At 68.3% G+C, this 15,868-nt stretch carries 11 protein-coding genes; 9 read left to right on the top strand and 2 right to left on the bottom strand.

The annotated features are described in order from the left end of the window. Window positions 1-609 precede the first annotated feature (609 nt). From ABZ880_RS22065 to ABZ880_RS22095, 7 genes are all read left to right on the top strand, one after another. Window positions 610-1,263, top strand: a complete 654-nt coding sequence (locus ABZ880_RS22065) for a hypothetical protein (protein WP_361265457.1) — start codon at window positions 610-612, stop codon at window positions 1,261-1,263. After that, window positions 1,251-2,291, top strand: a complete 1,041-nt coding sequence (locus tag ABZ880_RS22070; protein ID WP_361265460.1) for a hypothetical protein — start codon at window positions 1,251-1,253, stop codon at window positions 2,289-2,291. Before ABZ880_RS22065 ends, ABZ880_RS22070 begins: the two co-directional genes overlap by 13 nt. 61 nt (window positions 2,292-2,352) lie before the next feature. Further along, window positions 2,353-2,655: a hypothetical protein gene (locus ABZ880_RS22075; protein ID WP_361265463.1), complete on the top strand. Its 303-nt coding sequence runs from the start codon at window positions 2,353-2,355 to the stop codon at window positions 2,653-2,655. Between the two features lies 1 nt (window position 2,656). Continuing rightward, window positions 2,657-3,907, top strand: a complete 1,251-nt coding sequence (locus ABZ880_RS22080; protein ID WP_361265466.1) for a WXG100 family type VII secretion target — start codon at window positions 2,657-2,659, stop codon at window positions 3,905-3,907. Window positions 3,908-3,948: 41 nt separating this feature from the next. Next, on the top strand, window positions 3,949-4,866 hold the full coding sequence (locus ABZ880_RS22085) for a hypothetical protein (RefSeq protein WP_361265468.1): 918 nt from the start codon (window positions 3,949-3,951) through the stop codon (window positions 4,864-4,866). 173 nt (window positions 4,867-5,039) lie between these two features. Beyond that, window positions 5,040-5,624, top strand: a complete 585-nt coding sequence (locus ABZ880_RS22090) for a hypothetical protein (protein WP_361265471.1) — start codon at window positions 5,040-5,042, stop codon at window positions 5,622-5,624. A gap of 469 nt (window positions 5,625-6,093) precedes the next feature. After that, entirely contained in the window at window positions 6,094-7,521 is a 1,428-nt protein-coding gene (locus ABZ880_RS22095; protein WP_361265474.1) for a hypothetical protein, read from the top strand. On the opposite strand, the gene ABZ880_RS22100 is transcribed toward ABZ880_RS22095, so the two are convergent. After that, window positions 7,518-7,817, bottom strand: a complete 300-nt coding sequence (locus ABZ880_RS22100) for a WXG100 family type VII secretion target (protein ID WP_361265477.1) — start codon at window positions 7,815-7,817, stop codon at window positions 7,518-7,520. The two genes, ABZ880_RS22095 and ABZ880_RS22100, sit on opposite strands and share 4 nt — an antisense overlap. 292 nt (window positions 7,818-8,109) lie before the next feature. Here ABZ880_RS22100 and ABZ880_RS22105 point away from each other — a divergent pair, with 292 nt between their 5' ends. Together ABZ880_RS22105 and ABZ880_RS22110 are read left to right on the top strand one after the other, a co-directional pair. Continuing rightward, complete coding sequence (locus ABZ880_RS22105; protein ID WP_361265479.1) at window positions 8,110-12,720, top strand: FtsK/SpoIIIE domain-containing protein; 4,611 nt, start codon at window positions 8,110-8,112, stop codon at window positions 12,718-12,720. A 913-nt stretch (window positions 12,721-13,633) separates the two neighbouring features. Beyond that, complete coding sequence (locus ABZ880_RS22110) at window positions 13,634-14,107, top strand: hypothetical protein (RefSeq protein ID WP_361265482.1); 474 nt, start codon at window positions 13,634-13,636, stop codon at window positions 14,105-14,107. Here ABZ880_RS22110 and ABZ880_RS22115 read toward each other — a convergent pair. Next, window positions 14,079-15,839, bottom strand: a complete 1,761-nt coding sequence (locus ABZ880_RS22115; protein ID WP_361265485.1) for a protein kinase — start codon at window positions 15,837-15,839, stop codon at window positions 14,079-14,081. The two genes, ABZ880_RS22110 and ABZ880_RS22115, sit on opposite strands and share 29 nt — an antisense overlap. Window positions 15,840-15,868: the final 29 nt, after the last annotated feature.

A 15,868-nucleotide genomic window follows, 5' to 3' on the forward strand; every position in this document is an offset into this window, starting at 1 on the left:
GGCCATCTCATGTCGACACGTCAGATACCCAAGAACTCATCACCCGCCAACGCCACGACGGTCGACCTATGCCTCCGGTTCCTCGTCACTGTCAGCAGGTGCCACGTACGTCCCGGCGTACGGATTCCGGCGGAAGCCGCCCGATGATCCGCCCCGCGGTGCGCATGTGCGCCCGCTGCCAACGCACCACCGACGAACCGGGTTTGGTTCACGAGGTACACGCCGCCACGGGCCCCGGCTTCAACATCTACGCCTGCCCGGACTGCGCCACCCGTTACCCGCCCCAGCCGGACATACTCGAGATCGTGGCCGACCGTCGCGCCGAGCCAGTACCGCGCGTCGGCGTACCCGCCGTGCGCTTGCCCAAGGTGCCGCACGCCGCAATAGCGAACCGAAATTCCCCACGACTACGGCGGCCTCGGACGCGTCACGCGAACGCGCCTGAGGCCCTCGTCAGTTTGAGCACGATAGGGACACATCCCACACCCCCGAGAACCCCTTACGTCCGTAATTGCTCACGTTCGCAGGGAAGTTCGCTCTGGCGAAACCAAGAACCCCACCGATAGCGTTTGTGCTCTTGACGAACTTCAGTCTCACGGGGAGTCCACAGTGAAGCGCCGCACATTGCCCGCTGCCGCCGCGCTCGCCGCGACCGCAGCCCTACTGCTGACGGCTTGCGGGAGCGGGGACGACAGCTCCAAAGCCAACGACAAGATCGCGGGAGCGGGCACGGGAAGCCCGACGTCGGCTTCGCCGAGTGCTTCGGCTTCCAGCGCGGCCGGCCGTCCGCAGATCAAGTTGCCGTCGGACGTCACGGACAAGTACGAGAACTGGAAGACGGGCGACGCGACCGAGGACGCGGTCCTGGCGGACACCGCCCAGCGCATCGACGCGACGAACGACGCCATTCTGCGAGGCGACACCAGCGCACCCGGCCTCTCGTTCTACTACCGCGACAAGGCACTGACCGATGCCGTGGCCTGGGTGCAGGCGTACGTAAAGGCAGACCTTTCCTTCACGGGCACGACGCGTTACTACGCCCCCAAGGTCACGCTCTCCGGCAAGAGCACGGCGTCCGTCGTCTACTGCTCCGACGAGAGCAAGGGTTTCAACAAGAACCGCAAGACGAACAAGGTCGACAGGACTCCCTCGAAGGAGAGTCCGTACGTGCTGTACAACACCCGCCTCGAGAAGGACAAGCAGGGCGTGTGGCAGACCAGCAACCTGGTCTCGAAGCGGGGGGCCAAGACATGCGCCGGGTGACCGGTCGGGGGCGCATCCTGGCGCTGAGCGTGATCGTTGCCGCGTGCGGTGTGGGATTGCCGGGTACAGCGGCGGCATACGGACCGGGCGAAGGCCAGGGAGCCCCGCCCACTGACACCTCCGGTAACTCGGACGGCAAGGGCGGAATCTCCGCGACGGCAGGTGCCATCGTCTACGACCGTTCGAACAACGGATCGGGGCAGTCGGTCGGCCCCGTCACTTCGACGACGACCTGGACGCCGCCGCCCTGTTACTACGCGCCCAAGTACAGCCCCGCCGATCTCGAGGCGTACCTGGAGCCGATCTGGGAGGCCGGATCCACCGGTTACGAGTGGGATGCCGAGCAACGCGACAGATACGTCAACGGCCACCCCTACAAAGACTTCAACAAGGACAAGACCGGCAAGGGTTATTGGTGGGACTCGTATGTCACACCCGGCCGCGAGGGAGACCCTGGTGCCCTCGACTGCACCAAACCCATCTTCTGGGTCGACACCAACACGGCCCCCCCGGCCGACATCCCGGAAGCGGTCACTCCGAAGATCCTCGCCGAACTCGCCTACAACGAGGTTCGGGTCCCGGGCACCAAGGTGACGCTGGCCCCGGCAGGCGCGACCAAGGTCAACCTGCCCACGTGGGGTTGGCTGGACGGAGCAGACTTCAAGCCGGTCTCCGTCACCGCCTCCGTGCCGGTACTCGGCATCAGTGCGACCACGACGGCCGAACCGGTGTCCCTGAAGATCGATCCCGGTACGTCGGACGCGGTGACCTACCCGTCCTCCGGCGTCTGCGAGATCAAGAACGGCCGGATCGGCGAGCCGTACGCCAAGGGCAAGGCAGGCCAGACCCCGCCGTGCGGCGTGAAATACCTGCGCTCCTCCGGGGACGGCACCTACCCGCTCAAGGCCACCATCACGTGGAAGATCCACTGGACTGGTTCAGGTGGCGCGGGCGGCAACCTGCCCGACGGCACGTTCGGCGCAACCCAGGCCGTCACCGTCCAGGAGATCCAGGCCGTCAACCGCTGATCAGAGATGGGCGGCCGACGAAGCCCCAGCCCGTCGGCCGCCCGAAAGAACCGGAACTGACATGAGCGACCTCCGTCTCAAAGACACGGTCTTCCAGGACCTCAAGAGGACCTTCTCCTCCATCAGCGATCGCATGGAGACCACCCGCCGCACCCTCAAAGGCACGGACGCCTCCGCCGTCGGGGAGGGCAAACTCGTCGAGGACGTACAGGACTTCGCCGACGACTGGGCCTACGGCATCAAGCAACTCGGCAAGCACACCCACGGCGCCGTAAAGATGATCAACAAGATCGGGGAGAGCTTCGGCAAGCTCGACCTGGATCTGGCCGAATCCCTCAAGGCCCCGAAGAAGAAGGACAAGTGACGTGGCAGGGCATCGGCCCGCCTTCCCCCACATCGGCTGGGACCCCACCCCAGGAAGCGTGCAGGAAACGCGGGAACTCGCCAAGCAGATAGGCAAATTGGCGGGCGAGCTCGGCACGGCAGTCAAGGAACTGGACCAGATCGAGGCGGGTGCCTGGAAGGGCAAGACCGCGATCGCCTTCACCGACTACATCGGCAAGGACGTCACCCCCCTCATCCGCAAGAGCCACACCTCCTTCGACAAGGCGTCGCGCGCACTGCACCGCTGGGCCAACGAACTTCAGGACTTCCAGGACCGAGCAGACAGGCTCGAAAAGTCCGCCGGCGACAAACTAGACGACAAGGCGAAGGCCGAGGGAAAGGCCGACGGCAAGGGCAGCGAGGAACTCGCCAAGGCCTCCAGCGCGGTGGACGGCGTCATCCAGAAGGTCCACGAGCTGGAGGAGGAGTACCGGCAGGCCGCCGGGAAGATCAGCAAGGAGCTGGACAAGGCCGGCGACATCGCGCCCGACGAGCCCGGGTTCTGGGACAAGTTGGGCAACAGCATCGCGGATGCCTGGGATGCCACCGGTGACTGGATCAAGGACCACGCCGACCTGATCAAGATGATCGGTGACATTCTCAGCGACATCACCGCGGTGCTGGGCATGCTGGCCATCGTCACGCTTCCGTTCCCGCCCCTCGCGGCCATCTTCGGTACGGCCGCGCTCATCGGCAGTGGGCTCGCCCTTGCGGCCCATGGCATTGCCATGGCGGCCGGAGCCGATGTGAGCTGGATGACGATCGGTACCGACGCACTTGGGCTGTTGCCGGGAATTGGAATGTTCGGCAAGGGAGTCAAGGTCGCAGGCAAGACCGCCGTCGCAGCCGAGGAGGCGGCGTCAGCTACCACCAAGCTGCTCGGGACGGGGTTCAAGGCCACCAGCCTTGGCAGGTCACGCATCCTGTTCTCCTTGGGCAAAGCTTCGGAGGGGCTGACCGGTGGGCTAGGCAAGGCCGGCCTGGTGAAGATCGGCGGTATGTCCGACCATGTCTACGAGGTCTCCCACGCTACGAGCGGCCTGGCGTCACGTATGGGAGGCCTTGTCACGGCCGGCTACCGCGAGGGTCAATGGCTGGGGTCGAAAGGCATCAACACGTTCACGAAGTTCAACGTGGATCCAATCAGTGGCCTCGGCAGGGGAATCGACGGTGGTATGAAGGTTATGCCCAAGATTGCCGCGCCTATTGCGCAGGCCGTATTCGGTGACTAGTCGGAGAAGCGAGGGCGCCACATGAGGAAGGGCGTACAGCAATGAACATCTGGCAGCCCGAATCGGGAGAAACACTTCTTTCCCGTGTCCCCGTCACCTTCGCCACCGGCGCTGCAACCCGTGTCAGGGGTATGCGCTGGTTCCGTGACACCGAGCGCAACGACATTCAGCGTGAGTTGCCGGGCTGGCCCGAGGGTCCTTCCTACGTGGCCCGCTCTACGGGTGGCGTAGTCGCCCAGAAATCCTTGAAGGCCACGGCAATGGCTGCGGGCGCAGCCGCCCTGGCCTTCCTCAGCTCCGCAGGGGGCAACATCAGTGGCGGTGGTCAGTCCGACGACTCGGGTTCCGACACCCCGGACGAGCCGGCCGACGAGGTGGAGGACTTTCCTGTCATGTGGGCGGCAGTCGGCACCATTGCCCGCACCCTCCCCTGGCAATTGGACCCCGGGCGCTCGAACGAGAAGCACTACCGCACACACCTGATCGTCACCGACCGCAGGCTGGTCGTCGTCGGCCTTCCCTTCCACAAGAAGGATCTGGAGCTCATCGATGATGAAATGCTCTGGGAATGTCCCCGTGTCGACATCGATAGCATCGAGCTAAAGGATTTCAAGGACGGCAACGACTTCAAGGTCACTTTCGTAGACGGCTCGTGGTGCAGGCTGCGCTCGGTCTGGCGCGTGAAGGTGGCGCAGTATCTGGTGCCGCCGCGCGATCTGATCCCGCTGGGATCCCTGACTCCGTCACAGCGAAAAACCGTGTTGGAATTTGCCGCCGAGAACCGGACGCCAGAATCCGTGCCCCCCATCATCTCGCGCAATCCGACCGGTCGCATTCGAGTGGATATCCTCCCCCCGGACAGGTACACGTCTGCTTTTGGGGCCTCGGAGGCAACTATGACCATGGACTCCGCCGGGCAGAAGATCGATATCAGCGACTATCTTCCCGAGGACTTCTGACCACCCCCACTTCTCGTCACACCGGAACGGCTTCTCCCCCAATGACGTCCCCTTCCCTGCCTGCGCCTCCACCCACCGAGCCACCACCCATCTGGTTCCTCGCCCCCGAAGGATTCTTTGCGCTCCCCCTCGCCGCCACGCCCGAGGAACGTGCACGGCTTGCCGATTCCTTCGTGCGTGAGCTCTACTCCCGTGGTGACGATGCCGTCTGGAGTCCTGCCGCTCCGTACTTCGCAGCGATAGCCGAACTCATGGCGGACACCGGCGCCTCGTACGCTGCGATGGGCCTGTTCTCCACATCCGAGGAGGAACTCACTCCGGAAGGGGACGTGGCAAGGCACAACCTCTCCGAGGGCGCTGCCCAATGTGCCTTCACCTTGGCTGCCGTCCCCACGGACCAAGTAACTGTCGATGTCGATGTCGTCGCTCAAGGGATTCTCGCGACCCTCTCCAAAGACCCGTACGACGATGTCCAATGGCTCGATCTGCCTGCCGGCCCAGCGGTCTCTTGTGTCACTTGGCGTCAGTTCAACGTCAACCCGGAAGTCACGGCCAGCGGCGAGGCGACGGAGCTCGTCACTGCACAGATCCAGGTTCACGTCCCGTTCCCCACGGGTCCGTTCACAGCAGTCTTCACGCTCTTCACTGCGGCTGTGGATTACTGGGCCAAATTCATCGACTTGATGGGGGCAATTCTCCAGACGGTCTCTTTCGTGGACCCGACCGAGGAGCTCCGCGACAACAAGTCGCCGGAGTGAGTATTGGCGTGTTGAGTCTCGCGGCATCGATCTGGTTCTCCAGACAACGAGTTATTGTGCGGGCCAACACGACCGGGAAAGGAAACGGGAGAAATGGCTGATTCCCTCAGGGAGCAGCTGGGTACAGGAGTCAACTTCAGGGTGCGATTGACCATTGTCGGAGCGCTGGTATCCATCATCCCGTTGATCGGAATCGCAGCCATCGTCCCCGATTCCGGTCACGGGGCCTGTTCGGGATCTACTGGGTCATGCTCGGGGGTTGTCTGCTCCACCTTCTGTGGATCCTGGTCAACAATCCCAGGCCGAGCCGCCGTCCACCCCTGCTGTCACGTGACCTCGCCATGGGCTGGGCCATTGGGGTGCCCAGCCTCATGACTTCCTTCTGGCCGGGCATCGTAGGAGCCCCCGCTCTTCACTGTCCTGGTTGGCACAACCTGGATCGCGGACAAGGCGCGACGCAGGAACGGACATGACGAACACCACCGAAGCTGACTCGCCAACTCCCGCCCGCACTTCATCTCTCCGGCCAGTCGGCTTCCCGAAGCCCCCTAGCGCACCGGACAGTTGGCCTGATCGTCCATCCCGGCTCCGCGACCAGGCCACCACCCTCAACGCCCTGATCCGCGAAGACCTCTCCCGCGGCCGCGCCCTCGCCTCCCTCCTGTGCACAGGCGCCGTCACCCTCGCCGCCGCCCTGGTCCCCGTGATGGTGGTCGACGCCGCCAGCTCCGACACCAGCGAGGCCACCGACGTTGCCGTGGCAGCCGTACTCGGCGTCGTGTTGCTCGCTCTCCTCGCCGTCCCGGCACTGCTCGTCCTGCGCGCGTTCAGGAAGCGGTCGGTCGAGCGCTTCGCGTTGCTGCAGCAGTGGGCCGCTGTCGACCGTGGGCACGACGCGGAGTTCCCCACGAGCTACGGCGCCCAGGGGTACCCTCACGGCCGTTTCTTCTACGCGGCCGTAGTGCTGGCCATGGCGGTCATCCTCGCCGTGGCCGTCCTCGTCGGCCTCTCCGACCCCACCGTCCTGGCCCTGCTCCCCTGCCTGATCGTCGCGGCGCTCTTCGCCTGGAGCGCGGTCAGGAAGTACCAGAAGCGGTACAGCTGGTCCGAGGGTGAGCGGGTGATGCGTGCCCGGGCTCGCAGGCGGGAGCTGCACCGGGCGCAGCTCGCGCACGGGGAGCGCACCACCGCACGCACCCCCTCGGCCCATCTCTCCGGCCTCCGCATCCACCCCGCCCTGCTGTACGCCGCTCTTCTCTCCCCCACCGTCAGCGTCACCCTGGTCTACGTCGTCGCGCGCCCCAAGGGTGCCCTCGGGCTTGCCCTGGCAGGGCTGTTGGCCCTGGCGGTACTGGTGTTGGGGCTGCCCAAGGTCGTACGTATGAACCGTCGCGAGCAGACCGAGCTCAACTCCGTTGCGGGCGCCCTCGCCCAGGGTTTCGCCGCCGGAGCGGTCCTGCACCCGGTTCGCTACGGCCTCGGCGCTCCCGACGGCCAAGCCATCGCGTCGACCGCCGCCGCCTGGGATCTCGGCCCCACACGCACCGGAGCACTGGCAGTCGGCGCCGTGGCTCTGCGGCTTCGCGGGACGGACGGAGCCGTGCTCGACCTGCCGCTCGCCGAGGTGCAGGGTGCCGTCCTGCTGCCGAGTGGTGTGGCATGGCTCGCCCCGTCGGTCGATCTCCTGCTGCGCTCGGGAGAGGCGATCGAGGTCCGGTCGCACCAGGCCGGGGCCGTCGTGGACGCGCTCTCCGGTGCCGGCGTGCAGGTGGTGGGGCGTAGCAGCGGTCCGCGGCCTGTCTCTGCTCGGAAACAGGCAACTCCGGAGCACAGGCGTCCGCCCCCGAGGCCGAGCCTCAGGGGCGGATCGCCGACCGACCGGCCTCCCGGTGACTAGCCCTTGGCGCTCTTCGCCAGCTGGTCGTCCAGGTCCTGGTACGCCTTCACGGCGTTGGTCAGGAACTTGGACAGGCCCTCCAGGCCCTTGACGGTCTTGGCCGCGCCCTTGGTGAAGTCCTTGATGGAGTCGTCGTAGGCGCCGGAGGCCTTCTGGGTGACGAACCCGTTCTGGACGAGTTCTTCGACACGCTTTTCGACGCTCTTGAGCATGTCTTCCATGTCGCCCATGTCCTTGATGAGCTCCTGCGCCTTCTTCTCCATCTCGGAATAAGTAAGGTCTGTGTCTTTGGCCATGACGGCTCTCCCTCCCGTTGCGGTCGCCGCAGGGCCTTCCCCCGTGGCTTGCCTGTTGCGGGCTGCGCGGTCACCTGCCGGCCGTCCGCATGAGCAAAGATCTTACGGGTGGGGCTGGTGGGATGACAGGGACGCCCGGCAACGGAACCGTGAACCAGTGCACATACCCGACTGTGAAAGCAGTGTGCATCCCGTTGCATCCCGTTGCGCAGGGGAAAGATGCGGCGGCTAAGGTCACTTCCACTGTGTTCAGCGTTCCGGGGGCGGCCTCAGCCCAGCGAGGAGGACGAACGTGCGCCTGAGTCTGACCGTCGTCGACCCCATGGTCGGTGCCAGCGCCGACGTGGTGCTCGACGCCGATCCCGAGTCGTCGGTCGGCGACATCACCCGGGAGTTGGCGCGGCATGTCGGTCTCGACGGTGGTGCGCAGATCATCCCCATCGGCGGGCACCACAACCCCGGCGGAGTGCCGCAGGCCTTCGTCGACGGCTACCCGCTCGACCCCGGCGCGAACATCGTGGGGTCGGCCCTGCGCGACGGCGTCGTGGTCAGCCTGCACGATCCGGCGGGCTGCCTGCTCGGCGAGCCGACCGGCGTCGTCGAGTTCCGGGTGGCCGGCGGTCCTGCGGCAGGTGCCGTGCACCGGCTGGGTGTCGGACGGTACGACATCGGCAGCGGCCCGGCCGCACACATCCGCATCGACGACCCCGAACTCGCCCAGCGTGCCGCCACCTTGTCCATCGCCATCGACGGCGCCTGTGACGTCACCCTCCACGGCGTCGAGAAGAAGGACAGGGAGAAGAAGGACGGGGAGAAGAAGGACGAGAAGGGGGAGGGCGGCAACGACGACTTCCCCCGGCTCGACGGTGAGGACTTCGAGGGCGGCTCCTGGCCCCTCGGCTCCCAACTCTCCCTCGGCAACACCCTGTTGGAGATCGACGGGTACAGCCCGCCGAACGCGGCCCTGAAGTGGTCGGAGGACGGCGCCGGGCTCGACTACAACCGGCCCCCGCGGCTGCGCCCGGCCGACCGTACGACGCACTTCCGGCTGCCTTCGCCGCCCAAGGAGTACGAAGCACGGCCGTTGCCCTGGCTGATGGCGCTGATGCCGCTGGTCGGTGCCGTGGTCTCGGTCATGATCTTCGGCAGGTGGTACTACCTGATCATGGCCCTCATGAGCCCGCTCATGATGTTCGGCAACTACATGATGGACAAGAAGACCGGGCGCAAGTCACACGCGAAGCAGGTCAAGGAGTACAAGGAGCACAAGGAGCGGATCGACAAGGACGCCCAGGACGCCCTGCGCCTGGAGCGGCTCGAGCGGCGCAGCACCGTTCCCGACCCCGGCTCCGTCCTGGCCTTCGGCACCGGACCCCGTACCCGGCTGTGGGAACGGCGGCGCACCGACGCCGACCATCTGCTGTTGCGGGTGGGCACGGGCCGGGTGCCGTCCGAGGTCGTCCTCGACGACCCCGAACAGGACGACCACAAGCGGCAGGTCACCTGGAAGATCGAGGACTCGCCCGTCACGCTGCCGCTGAGGGACCTCGGGGTCGTCGGTTTCGCCGGGCCCGGTGACTCGGCGCAGGCGCTCGGGCGGTGGGCCGTCGCCCAGACCGCGGTGCTGCACAGCCCGATGGACGTGCAGTTCTACGTGCTCACCGAGAACGAGGCGCACCCGCGCTGGGACTGGGTGCGCTGGCTGCCGCACGCCCGCCCGGCGAGTGGTCAGGACGTCAACGTCCTGATCGGGACGGACTCCGAGACCGTGGGTGCGCGGGTCGGTGAGCTGACCCAGCTGCTCGACGCGCGGCAGAAGGCCCTCAAGGAGGGCGGACGCAGCGTCGACGGTCCCGCCTTCTCCGACCCCGACATCGTCGTCGTATGGGACGGGTCGCGACGGCTGCGGTCGATGCCGGGTGTCGTACGGCTGCTCCGTGAGGGTCCGGCCGTCGCCATCTACGCGATCTGCCTGGACGAGGAGGAGCGGTTCCTGCCCGGTGAGTGCCAGGCCTTCGTCGTCGCCGAACCACTGCGCCGCGACGACACCGTCGCCGCCTCGCCCATGAGCGTGCCCCAGGCCTCCGCCGGTGGCTTCCCCTCCTTCCAGGCCTGGCACCAGAGCGACCGGCAGGACGGACAGCACACCGAGCAGGTCCTCGAACTGCGGCTGCGGGTCGAGCAGACCGGTGCCCGCCGCAGGACCGGTGTACGGCCCGACTTCGTCTCCAGCGCCTGGTGCGCACGGCTGGCCCGGTCGCTGTCGCCGCTGCGTGACATCAGCGGCGAGACCGAGGACTCCGCGCTGCCCTCCGCCAGCCGTCTGCTCGACGTGCTGCAGCTGGAGCCGCCGTCGCGCGACGCGATCGCCGCGCGCTGGCGCATGGGCGGGCAGTCGACGATGGCGGTCATCGGTGAGTCGTACGACGGCCCGTTCGGCATCGACATCCGGCGCGACGGTCCGCACGGTCTCATCGCCGGTACGACGGGTTCGGGTAAGTCGGAGCTGCTGCAGACGATCGTGGCGGCCCTCGCGGTCGCCAACACGCCCGAGAACATGACGTTCGTCCTCGTCGACTACAAGGGTGGCTCCGCCTTCAAGGACTGCGTCAAACTCCCGCACACCGTCGGTATGGTCACCGACCTCGACGCGCACCTCGTCGAGCGTGCCCTGGAGTCGCTGGGTGCCGAGCTGAAGCGGCGCGAGCACATTCTCGCCGCCGCCGACGCCAAGGACATCGAGGACTACCAGGACCTGGTGAAGAGGGATCCGAGCCATGCGCCGGTTCCCCGACTCCTCATCGTCATCGACGAGTTCGCGTCGATGGTCCGTGATCTGCCCGACTTCGTCACGGGACTTGTGAACATCGCCCAGCGTGGTCGGTCCCTCGGCATCCATCTTCTGCTCGCCACCCAGCGGCCGTCCGGTGTCGTCTCTCCCGAGATCCGCGCCAACACCAACCTCCGTATCGCGCTCCGCGTGACGGACGCCGGCGAGTCGACGGACGTCATCGACGCGCCCGACGCCGGGCACATCGCGAAGAGCACTCCGGGTCGGGCGTACGTCCGTCTCGGCCACGCCTCCCTCGTCCCCTTCCAGTCCGGCCGTGTCGGTGGCCGCCGTCCGGGCGCCGCCGATCCGGCGACGCTCGCACCGTGGGCCGGGCCGCTGTCCTGGCAGGACCTGGGGCGGGCCGCGCTCACCAAGCCGAAGACCGAGGCGCGCGAGGACGACGAGATCACCGACCTCAAGGTGCTGGTGGACGCCGTACGAGAGGCCAACCAGGCGCTGGGCATCCCGGCCCAGCACTCCCCCTGGCTGCCCGCCCTGGACGAGATGCTGCTGCTGGACGACATCCCGGCGGTGCACAGTACGGGGGCGCTGCCGGCGGCCCCGTACGGCATCGAGGACCTGCCGGCCGACCAGGCCCGCCGCCCCGTGGTCGTCGACTTCGAGAACTTCGGGCACCTGCTCGTCGCCGGCGCGCCGCGCAGCGGACGCTCCCAGATCCTGCGGACCGTCGCAGGCTCGCTGGCCCGCACGCTGTCGTGCGCCGACGTCCATCTGTACGGCATCGACTGCGGCAACGGCGCCCTGAACGCGCTGACCCGGCTGCCGCACACCGGCGCGGTCGTCGGCCGTAACCAACTCGAGCGGGTCGTCCGCCTCTTCAACCGGCTGACCGGCGAACTCACCCGCCGTCAGGAGCTGTTGGCCGAGAAGGGCTACGCCGACATCGGGGAGCAGCGGGCCTCCGCCGCCGAGGACGAACGGCTGCCGCACATCGTGGTGCTGCTCGACCGGTGGGAGGGCTGGCTGCCCACGCTCGGCGAGTACAACCACGGTGATCTCACCGACCAGTTGATGGCGATGATGCGTGAGGGTGCGAGCGTCGGCATCCACATGGTGATCACGGGTGACCGTCAGCTGCTGACGGGCCGGATCTCCTCCCTCACCGAGGACAAGTACGGTCTGCGCCTGGCGGACCGCGGTGACTTCTCGATGCTGGACATCAACGCCCGCAAGATCCCCGAGGAGATCCCGCCCGGGCGCGGGTTCGCCAGCGAGACGGCCACCGAGACCCAGTTCGCGCTGCTGGCCGAGGACACCACCGGTCAGGGCCAGGCCGCCGCGCTCGTCGCGATCGGTGACGCCGCGGCCGCGCGGGACGCGGGTGTGCCGCGCGCCAACCGCCCCTTCCGTGTCGACGTCCTGCCGAGCCGGATCTCCTTCGCCGACGCCTGGGCGATGCGCGACCCGGCGGTGAGCTCCTCCCCGCTGTGGGCCCTGGTGGGCGTCGGCGGCGACGAGCTCACCGCGTTCGGTCCGGACCTCGCCCAGGGCATCCCGGCGTTCGTGGTCGGCGGACCCGCCAAGTCCGGGCGCAGCACGGTGCTGCTGAACATCGCGCGCTCCTACCTCACGCAGGGGGTACGGCTGGTCCTCGCGGCACCGCGCCCGTCCCCGTTGCGGGAACTCGATGGCCAGGAGGGGGTGTTGAAGGTCTTCACTGGCCGTGACATCGACGAGGACGAGCTGGAGGAGCTCATCGGTTCGGCCAGTCCCGCGCAGCCCGTCGTCGTCCTGGTCGACGACGCGGAGGTGCACGACGACTGCGACGCCGAGGACGTCTTCAAGCGCATCGTCGAGCGCGGCGCCGAGGAGGGCCTGGCCGTCGTCATCGCAGGTGACGAGGAGGAGATCTGCGACGGCTTCTCCGGCTGGCAGGTCGAGATGAAGAAGGCCCGGCGCGGCATCCTGCTGTCGCCGCAGGACAGCTCCGCGGGCGAACTGATCGGCATCCGCACGAACCGCAGCATGGTCGGCGGCCAGATCACACCGGGCAAGGGCATGCTGCACCTGGGCACCGGGGAGCATGTGACGGTCACGACGCCGATGTGACCCGGGCGGGCACAGCACGAGGGCCGCGGATCGCACCGATCCGCGGCCCTCTTCGTCGTCCCTGGTGGTGTGTTCGTCCCACACCGCCGGCATCGCGTAGATGTCCGGCCTGTTGGTCACCGTCAACCGGCTGCCGGAGAGGGCGATCTGCCAGTCGCCGCTTCTGCCCCTGTCGTCGGTCCAGGTCCAGCGGACCTTGCCGGTTCTGGCATCGATGGCGGCGACACCGCCGGCCAGGGCGCTGCCCGCCCCGTACAACGTCGTCCCGGCCCGCAGGAACGTGACCACTCCCCTGCGGCTCCGGTCGCAGAGCCAGATCCGTTTGCCGGTCCTGACGTCGACCGCCCGGCAGGAAGACCAGCCCGTTCGCGACCGTGGGTCGCCAACTCCGGTCGTCGCCGATCTTCTTGGTCCACAGCTGCTCTCCCGTGGCGGTGTCGCGCACGGTGAGGTTGTGCTTGGAGTCGGTGTAGACGAGGTGCTTGCCGGAGACGGCTCCCTGCACGTCGTACTCGTCGGTGCCCCAGTCGCGCTTCTGCAGCCATACCTTCGGCGACGGTGCGGCCACCGGGCGACCGGGCGAGCGGGCGAGGTAGACGCGCCCCATGCCACCCGTGCCGAGCCCGTCCGAGCCTGCGGTAGCTGCCCAACTCCCGCGGGTCGTCCGGCTGCAGCGCGTCCATCGTGAGGCTCCCCCGTTGCATCCACTTGGCGTGATGGTGTTCGCTATCGCAGACACAGTAGTGATCAACGGTGTCAACGGTGCGAGTGAGAGTGGCGGGGCATGGGCGGGGGATCGGCGAAGCCGAGGCGGAAGCAGGCGGCGGGTGCGGCGCTGCAGTACCGGCATCGGCCCGGTCGGCCTCGGTCGGAGACGCCTAAGGAGCGCGGAGGCTGGGTCTTCGGGTGTCTGGTGATCCCCGTTTTCCTCGTCCTCCTCGCTCCGTTGATCTTCATCGACCAGTTCTGGGGGCATGACATCTGGGGCCGGTTCGCCCTTGCCTGGCCGGGCGGCGCCTACGCCTTCGCCGCCACCGTCGGCGCGCTCGTACCGGTGGTCATCGCGGCCTTCGTGGCGCCTCTGACACGCATGAACTGGAAGAAGAGCAAAGCCCGTTCGCTGGCCTGGGCCTGCGGGGCCCTTCCCGGACTGGCCGCCGGCTATCTGATCGCGGGCGTGATCGGTGCGACCTGGCGGCCCAAGCGGCGCCGGAACTGGCACGGCGAGTGCCTCAGCCGGGGCGGACCCTGCTGGGTGCACGAGGAGTACCCGTACCTGTGGGCCGTCGGCCTGCTCGCCACCCTCACCGTCGCCGCCCTCCTGATCACCCTGCTCGTCAAGTACGGGTCCGAGTCCCCTAGTTCACCTTCGACATCCGAGCCGTAGGATTCCCCTCCGCCTCGCTGTCCGACACGTACTTCAGGTCGTCCCCCACCTGCGACAACCGCACCGTGTGCGCCGCCGGGTTGCACCCCGCGTGGTTGGACTTCGCGCCCACCGACGTCGCGACGATCTGCTGCTTCGTCACCGTCTTCACGGTCAGTACGTCGTTGCAGACGCCGCCGAGCTGGTCCGTCTGCCGGAGGCTGCCCAACTCCTCGCCCACGCCCGCCTGGTGGACGGTCAGCCGGAAGGTACCCACCGGGAGGGTGCCGTCGAGGGCGAGGGCCTGACCCTCCCAGGTGCCGAGGTAGGCGGCGGGGACGGCGGGCGAGGGGCCGGGAACCTCGCTGGCCGTGTCGCCCGGTGTCGTACCGGACGAGGCGCTCGGCGTCGTACCCGTCGACGGGCGTGTCGTACCCGCGGCACTCGAAGTCGCGCTGGGCGCAGGCGAATACGCCCCCTGGTCGCTGCTCGCCGAGTCGTCGCCGCCCCCGCCCGGCAGCAGGTCGAACACGAAGACCGAGCCGACCGTCACCGCCGCAAGCGCGCCCGCGACCGCGAGTGCCACCGTGCAGCTCAGGCGGCGGCCGCGACCGCCGGTGCCCTGCTCGGAGGTCGCCGCCACGGAGACCGACAGCCTGCCCGGCCGCTGCTCGGCAGGCGGCGCGTCCCGCGGCTCCGGCACCGAGGGCGCCACCGTCGGCGCGGGCGGGACCATCACCGGAGCCGGGCCGAACTCCCCCACCGTCGACTGCCCGGCCCCTTCGCCGCCGGCCGTCACCGCGTCCCCGACCGAGGGACTGCTGAACCCCACCGGCCCCGACGCCGACTCGCCCTGGGCCACTTCCAGATTCAGCAGTTGTACGGCACTACGGCTCACCCGCTCCACCAGCGTCCCGGGCAGCCATCCGCCCGTCACCAGCCGCGCCGCTCCCTCGGGAGCCAACCGCCGGGCCACCTCCCCGGGAGCGGGCCGGGCGCTCGGGTCCTTGGCCAGGCACGCCTCCACCACCTCCCGCAACTCGCCCTCCAGCGAGCCGAGTTCGGGCTGCTCGTGGACGACCTTGTAGAGGAGGGCCGCGGACGAGTCACCCGGGAACGGCGGCTCCCCGGTCGCCGCGTACGCCAGTACCGCGCCCAGCGAGAAGACGTCGGCCGCGCCCGTGGCGCCCTTGCCGAGGATCTGCTCGGGGGACATGTAGCCGGGTGAGCCGATCGAGACGCCGGTGGAGGTGAGGGAGGCCGTGCCGTCCGTGGCCCGTGCGATGCCGAAGTCGATCAGCAGGGGGCCGTCGAGGGTCAGCAGGACGTTCGACGGCTTCACGTCCCGGTGCACCAGGCCCAGTTCGTGCACCGCCGTCAGCGCCTCGGCCAGGCCCGCGCCCAGCACTCGTACCGAATGAGGAGGCAGCGGACCTCCGTCCGCCACCGCGCCCGCCAGCGACGGGCCCGCCGCATAGGCCGTGGCGACCCATGGAACGGCCGCTTCCGGGTCGGCGTCGAGCACCGGGGCCGTCCATGCGCCGCCGACCCTGCGGGCCGCCTCGACCTCGCGGCGGAAGCGGGCGCGGAACTCCTCGTCGAGGGCGAAGTGCGGGTGCACGATCTTGACCGCGACCGTACGACCGCCCGCGCTGCGGCCCAGGTAGACGCGGCCCATCCCGCCGGAGCCCAGCCGGCCGAGCAGCCGGTAGGGCCCCACGACCGTGGGCTCGTCGACTCCGAGCGGCTGCATGGCGTCCACCCCTCCCCCCGTATCCCCCG

It is taken from the genome of Streptomyces sp. NPDC047043 (genome assembly GCF_040644055.1).
GTDB lineage: Bacteria > Actinomycetota > Actinomycetes > Streptomycetales > Streptomycetaceae > Streptomyces.

Excerpts from the sequence above, each read along its gene's own strand:
- ABZ880_RS22070 (WP_361265460.1), top strand. The coding sequence starts at position 1,251 with ATGCGCCGGGTGACCGGTCGGGGGCGCATCCTGGCGCTGAGCGTGATC.
- ABZ880_RS22075 (WP_361265463.1), top strand. The coding sequence starts at position 2,353 with ATGAGCGACCTCCGTCTCAAAGACACGGTCTTCCAGGACCTCAAGAGG.
- ABZ880_RS22085 (WP_361265468.1), top strand. The coding sequence starts at position 3,949 with ATGAACATCTGGCAGCCCGAATCGGGAGAAACACTTCTTTCCCGTGTC.
- ABZ880_RS22095 (WP_361265474.1), top strand. The coding sequence starts at position 6,094 with ATGACGAACACCACCGAAGCTGACTCGCCAACTCCCGCCCGCACTTCA.
- ABZ880_RS22100 (WP_361265477.1), bottom strand. The coding sequence starts at position 7,817 with ATGGCCAAAGACACAGACCTTACTTATTCCGAGATGGAGAAGAAGGCG.
- ABZ880_RS22115 (WP_361265485.1), bottom strand. The coding sequence starts at position 15,839 with ATGCAGCCGCTCGGAGTCGACGAGCCCACGGTCGTGGGGCCCTACCGG.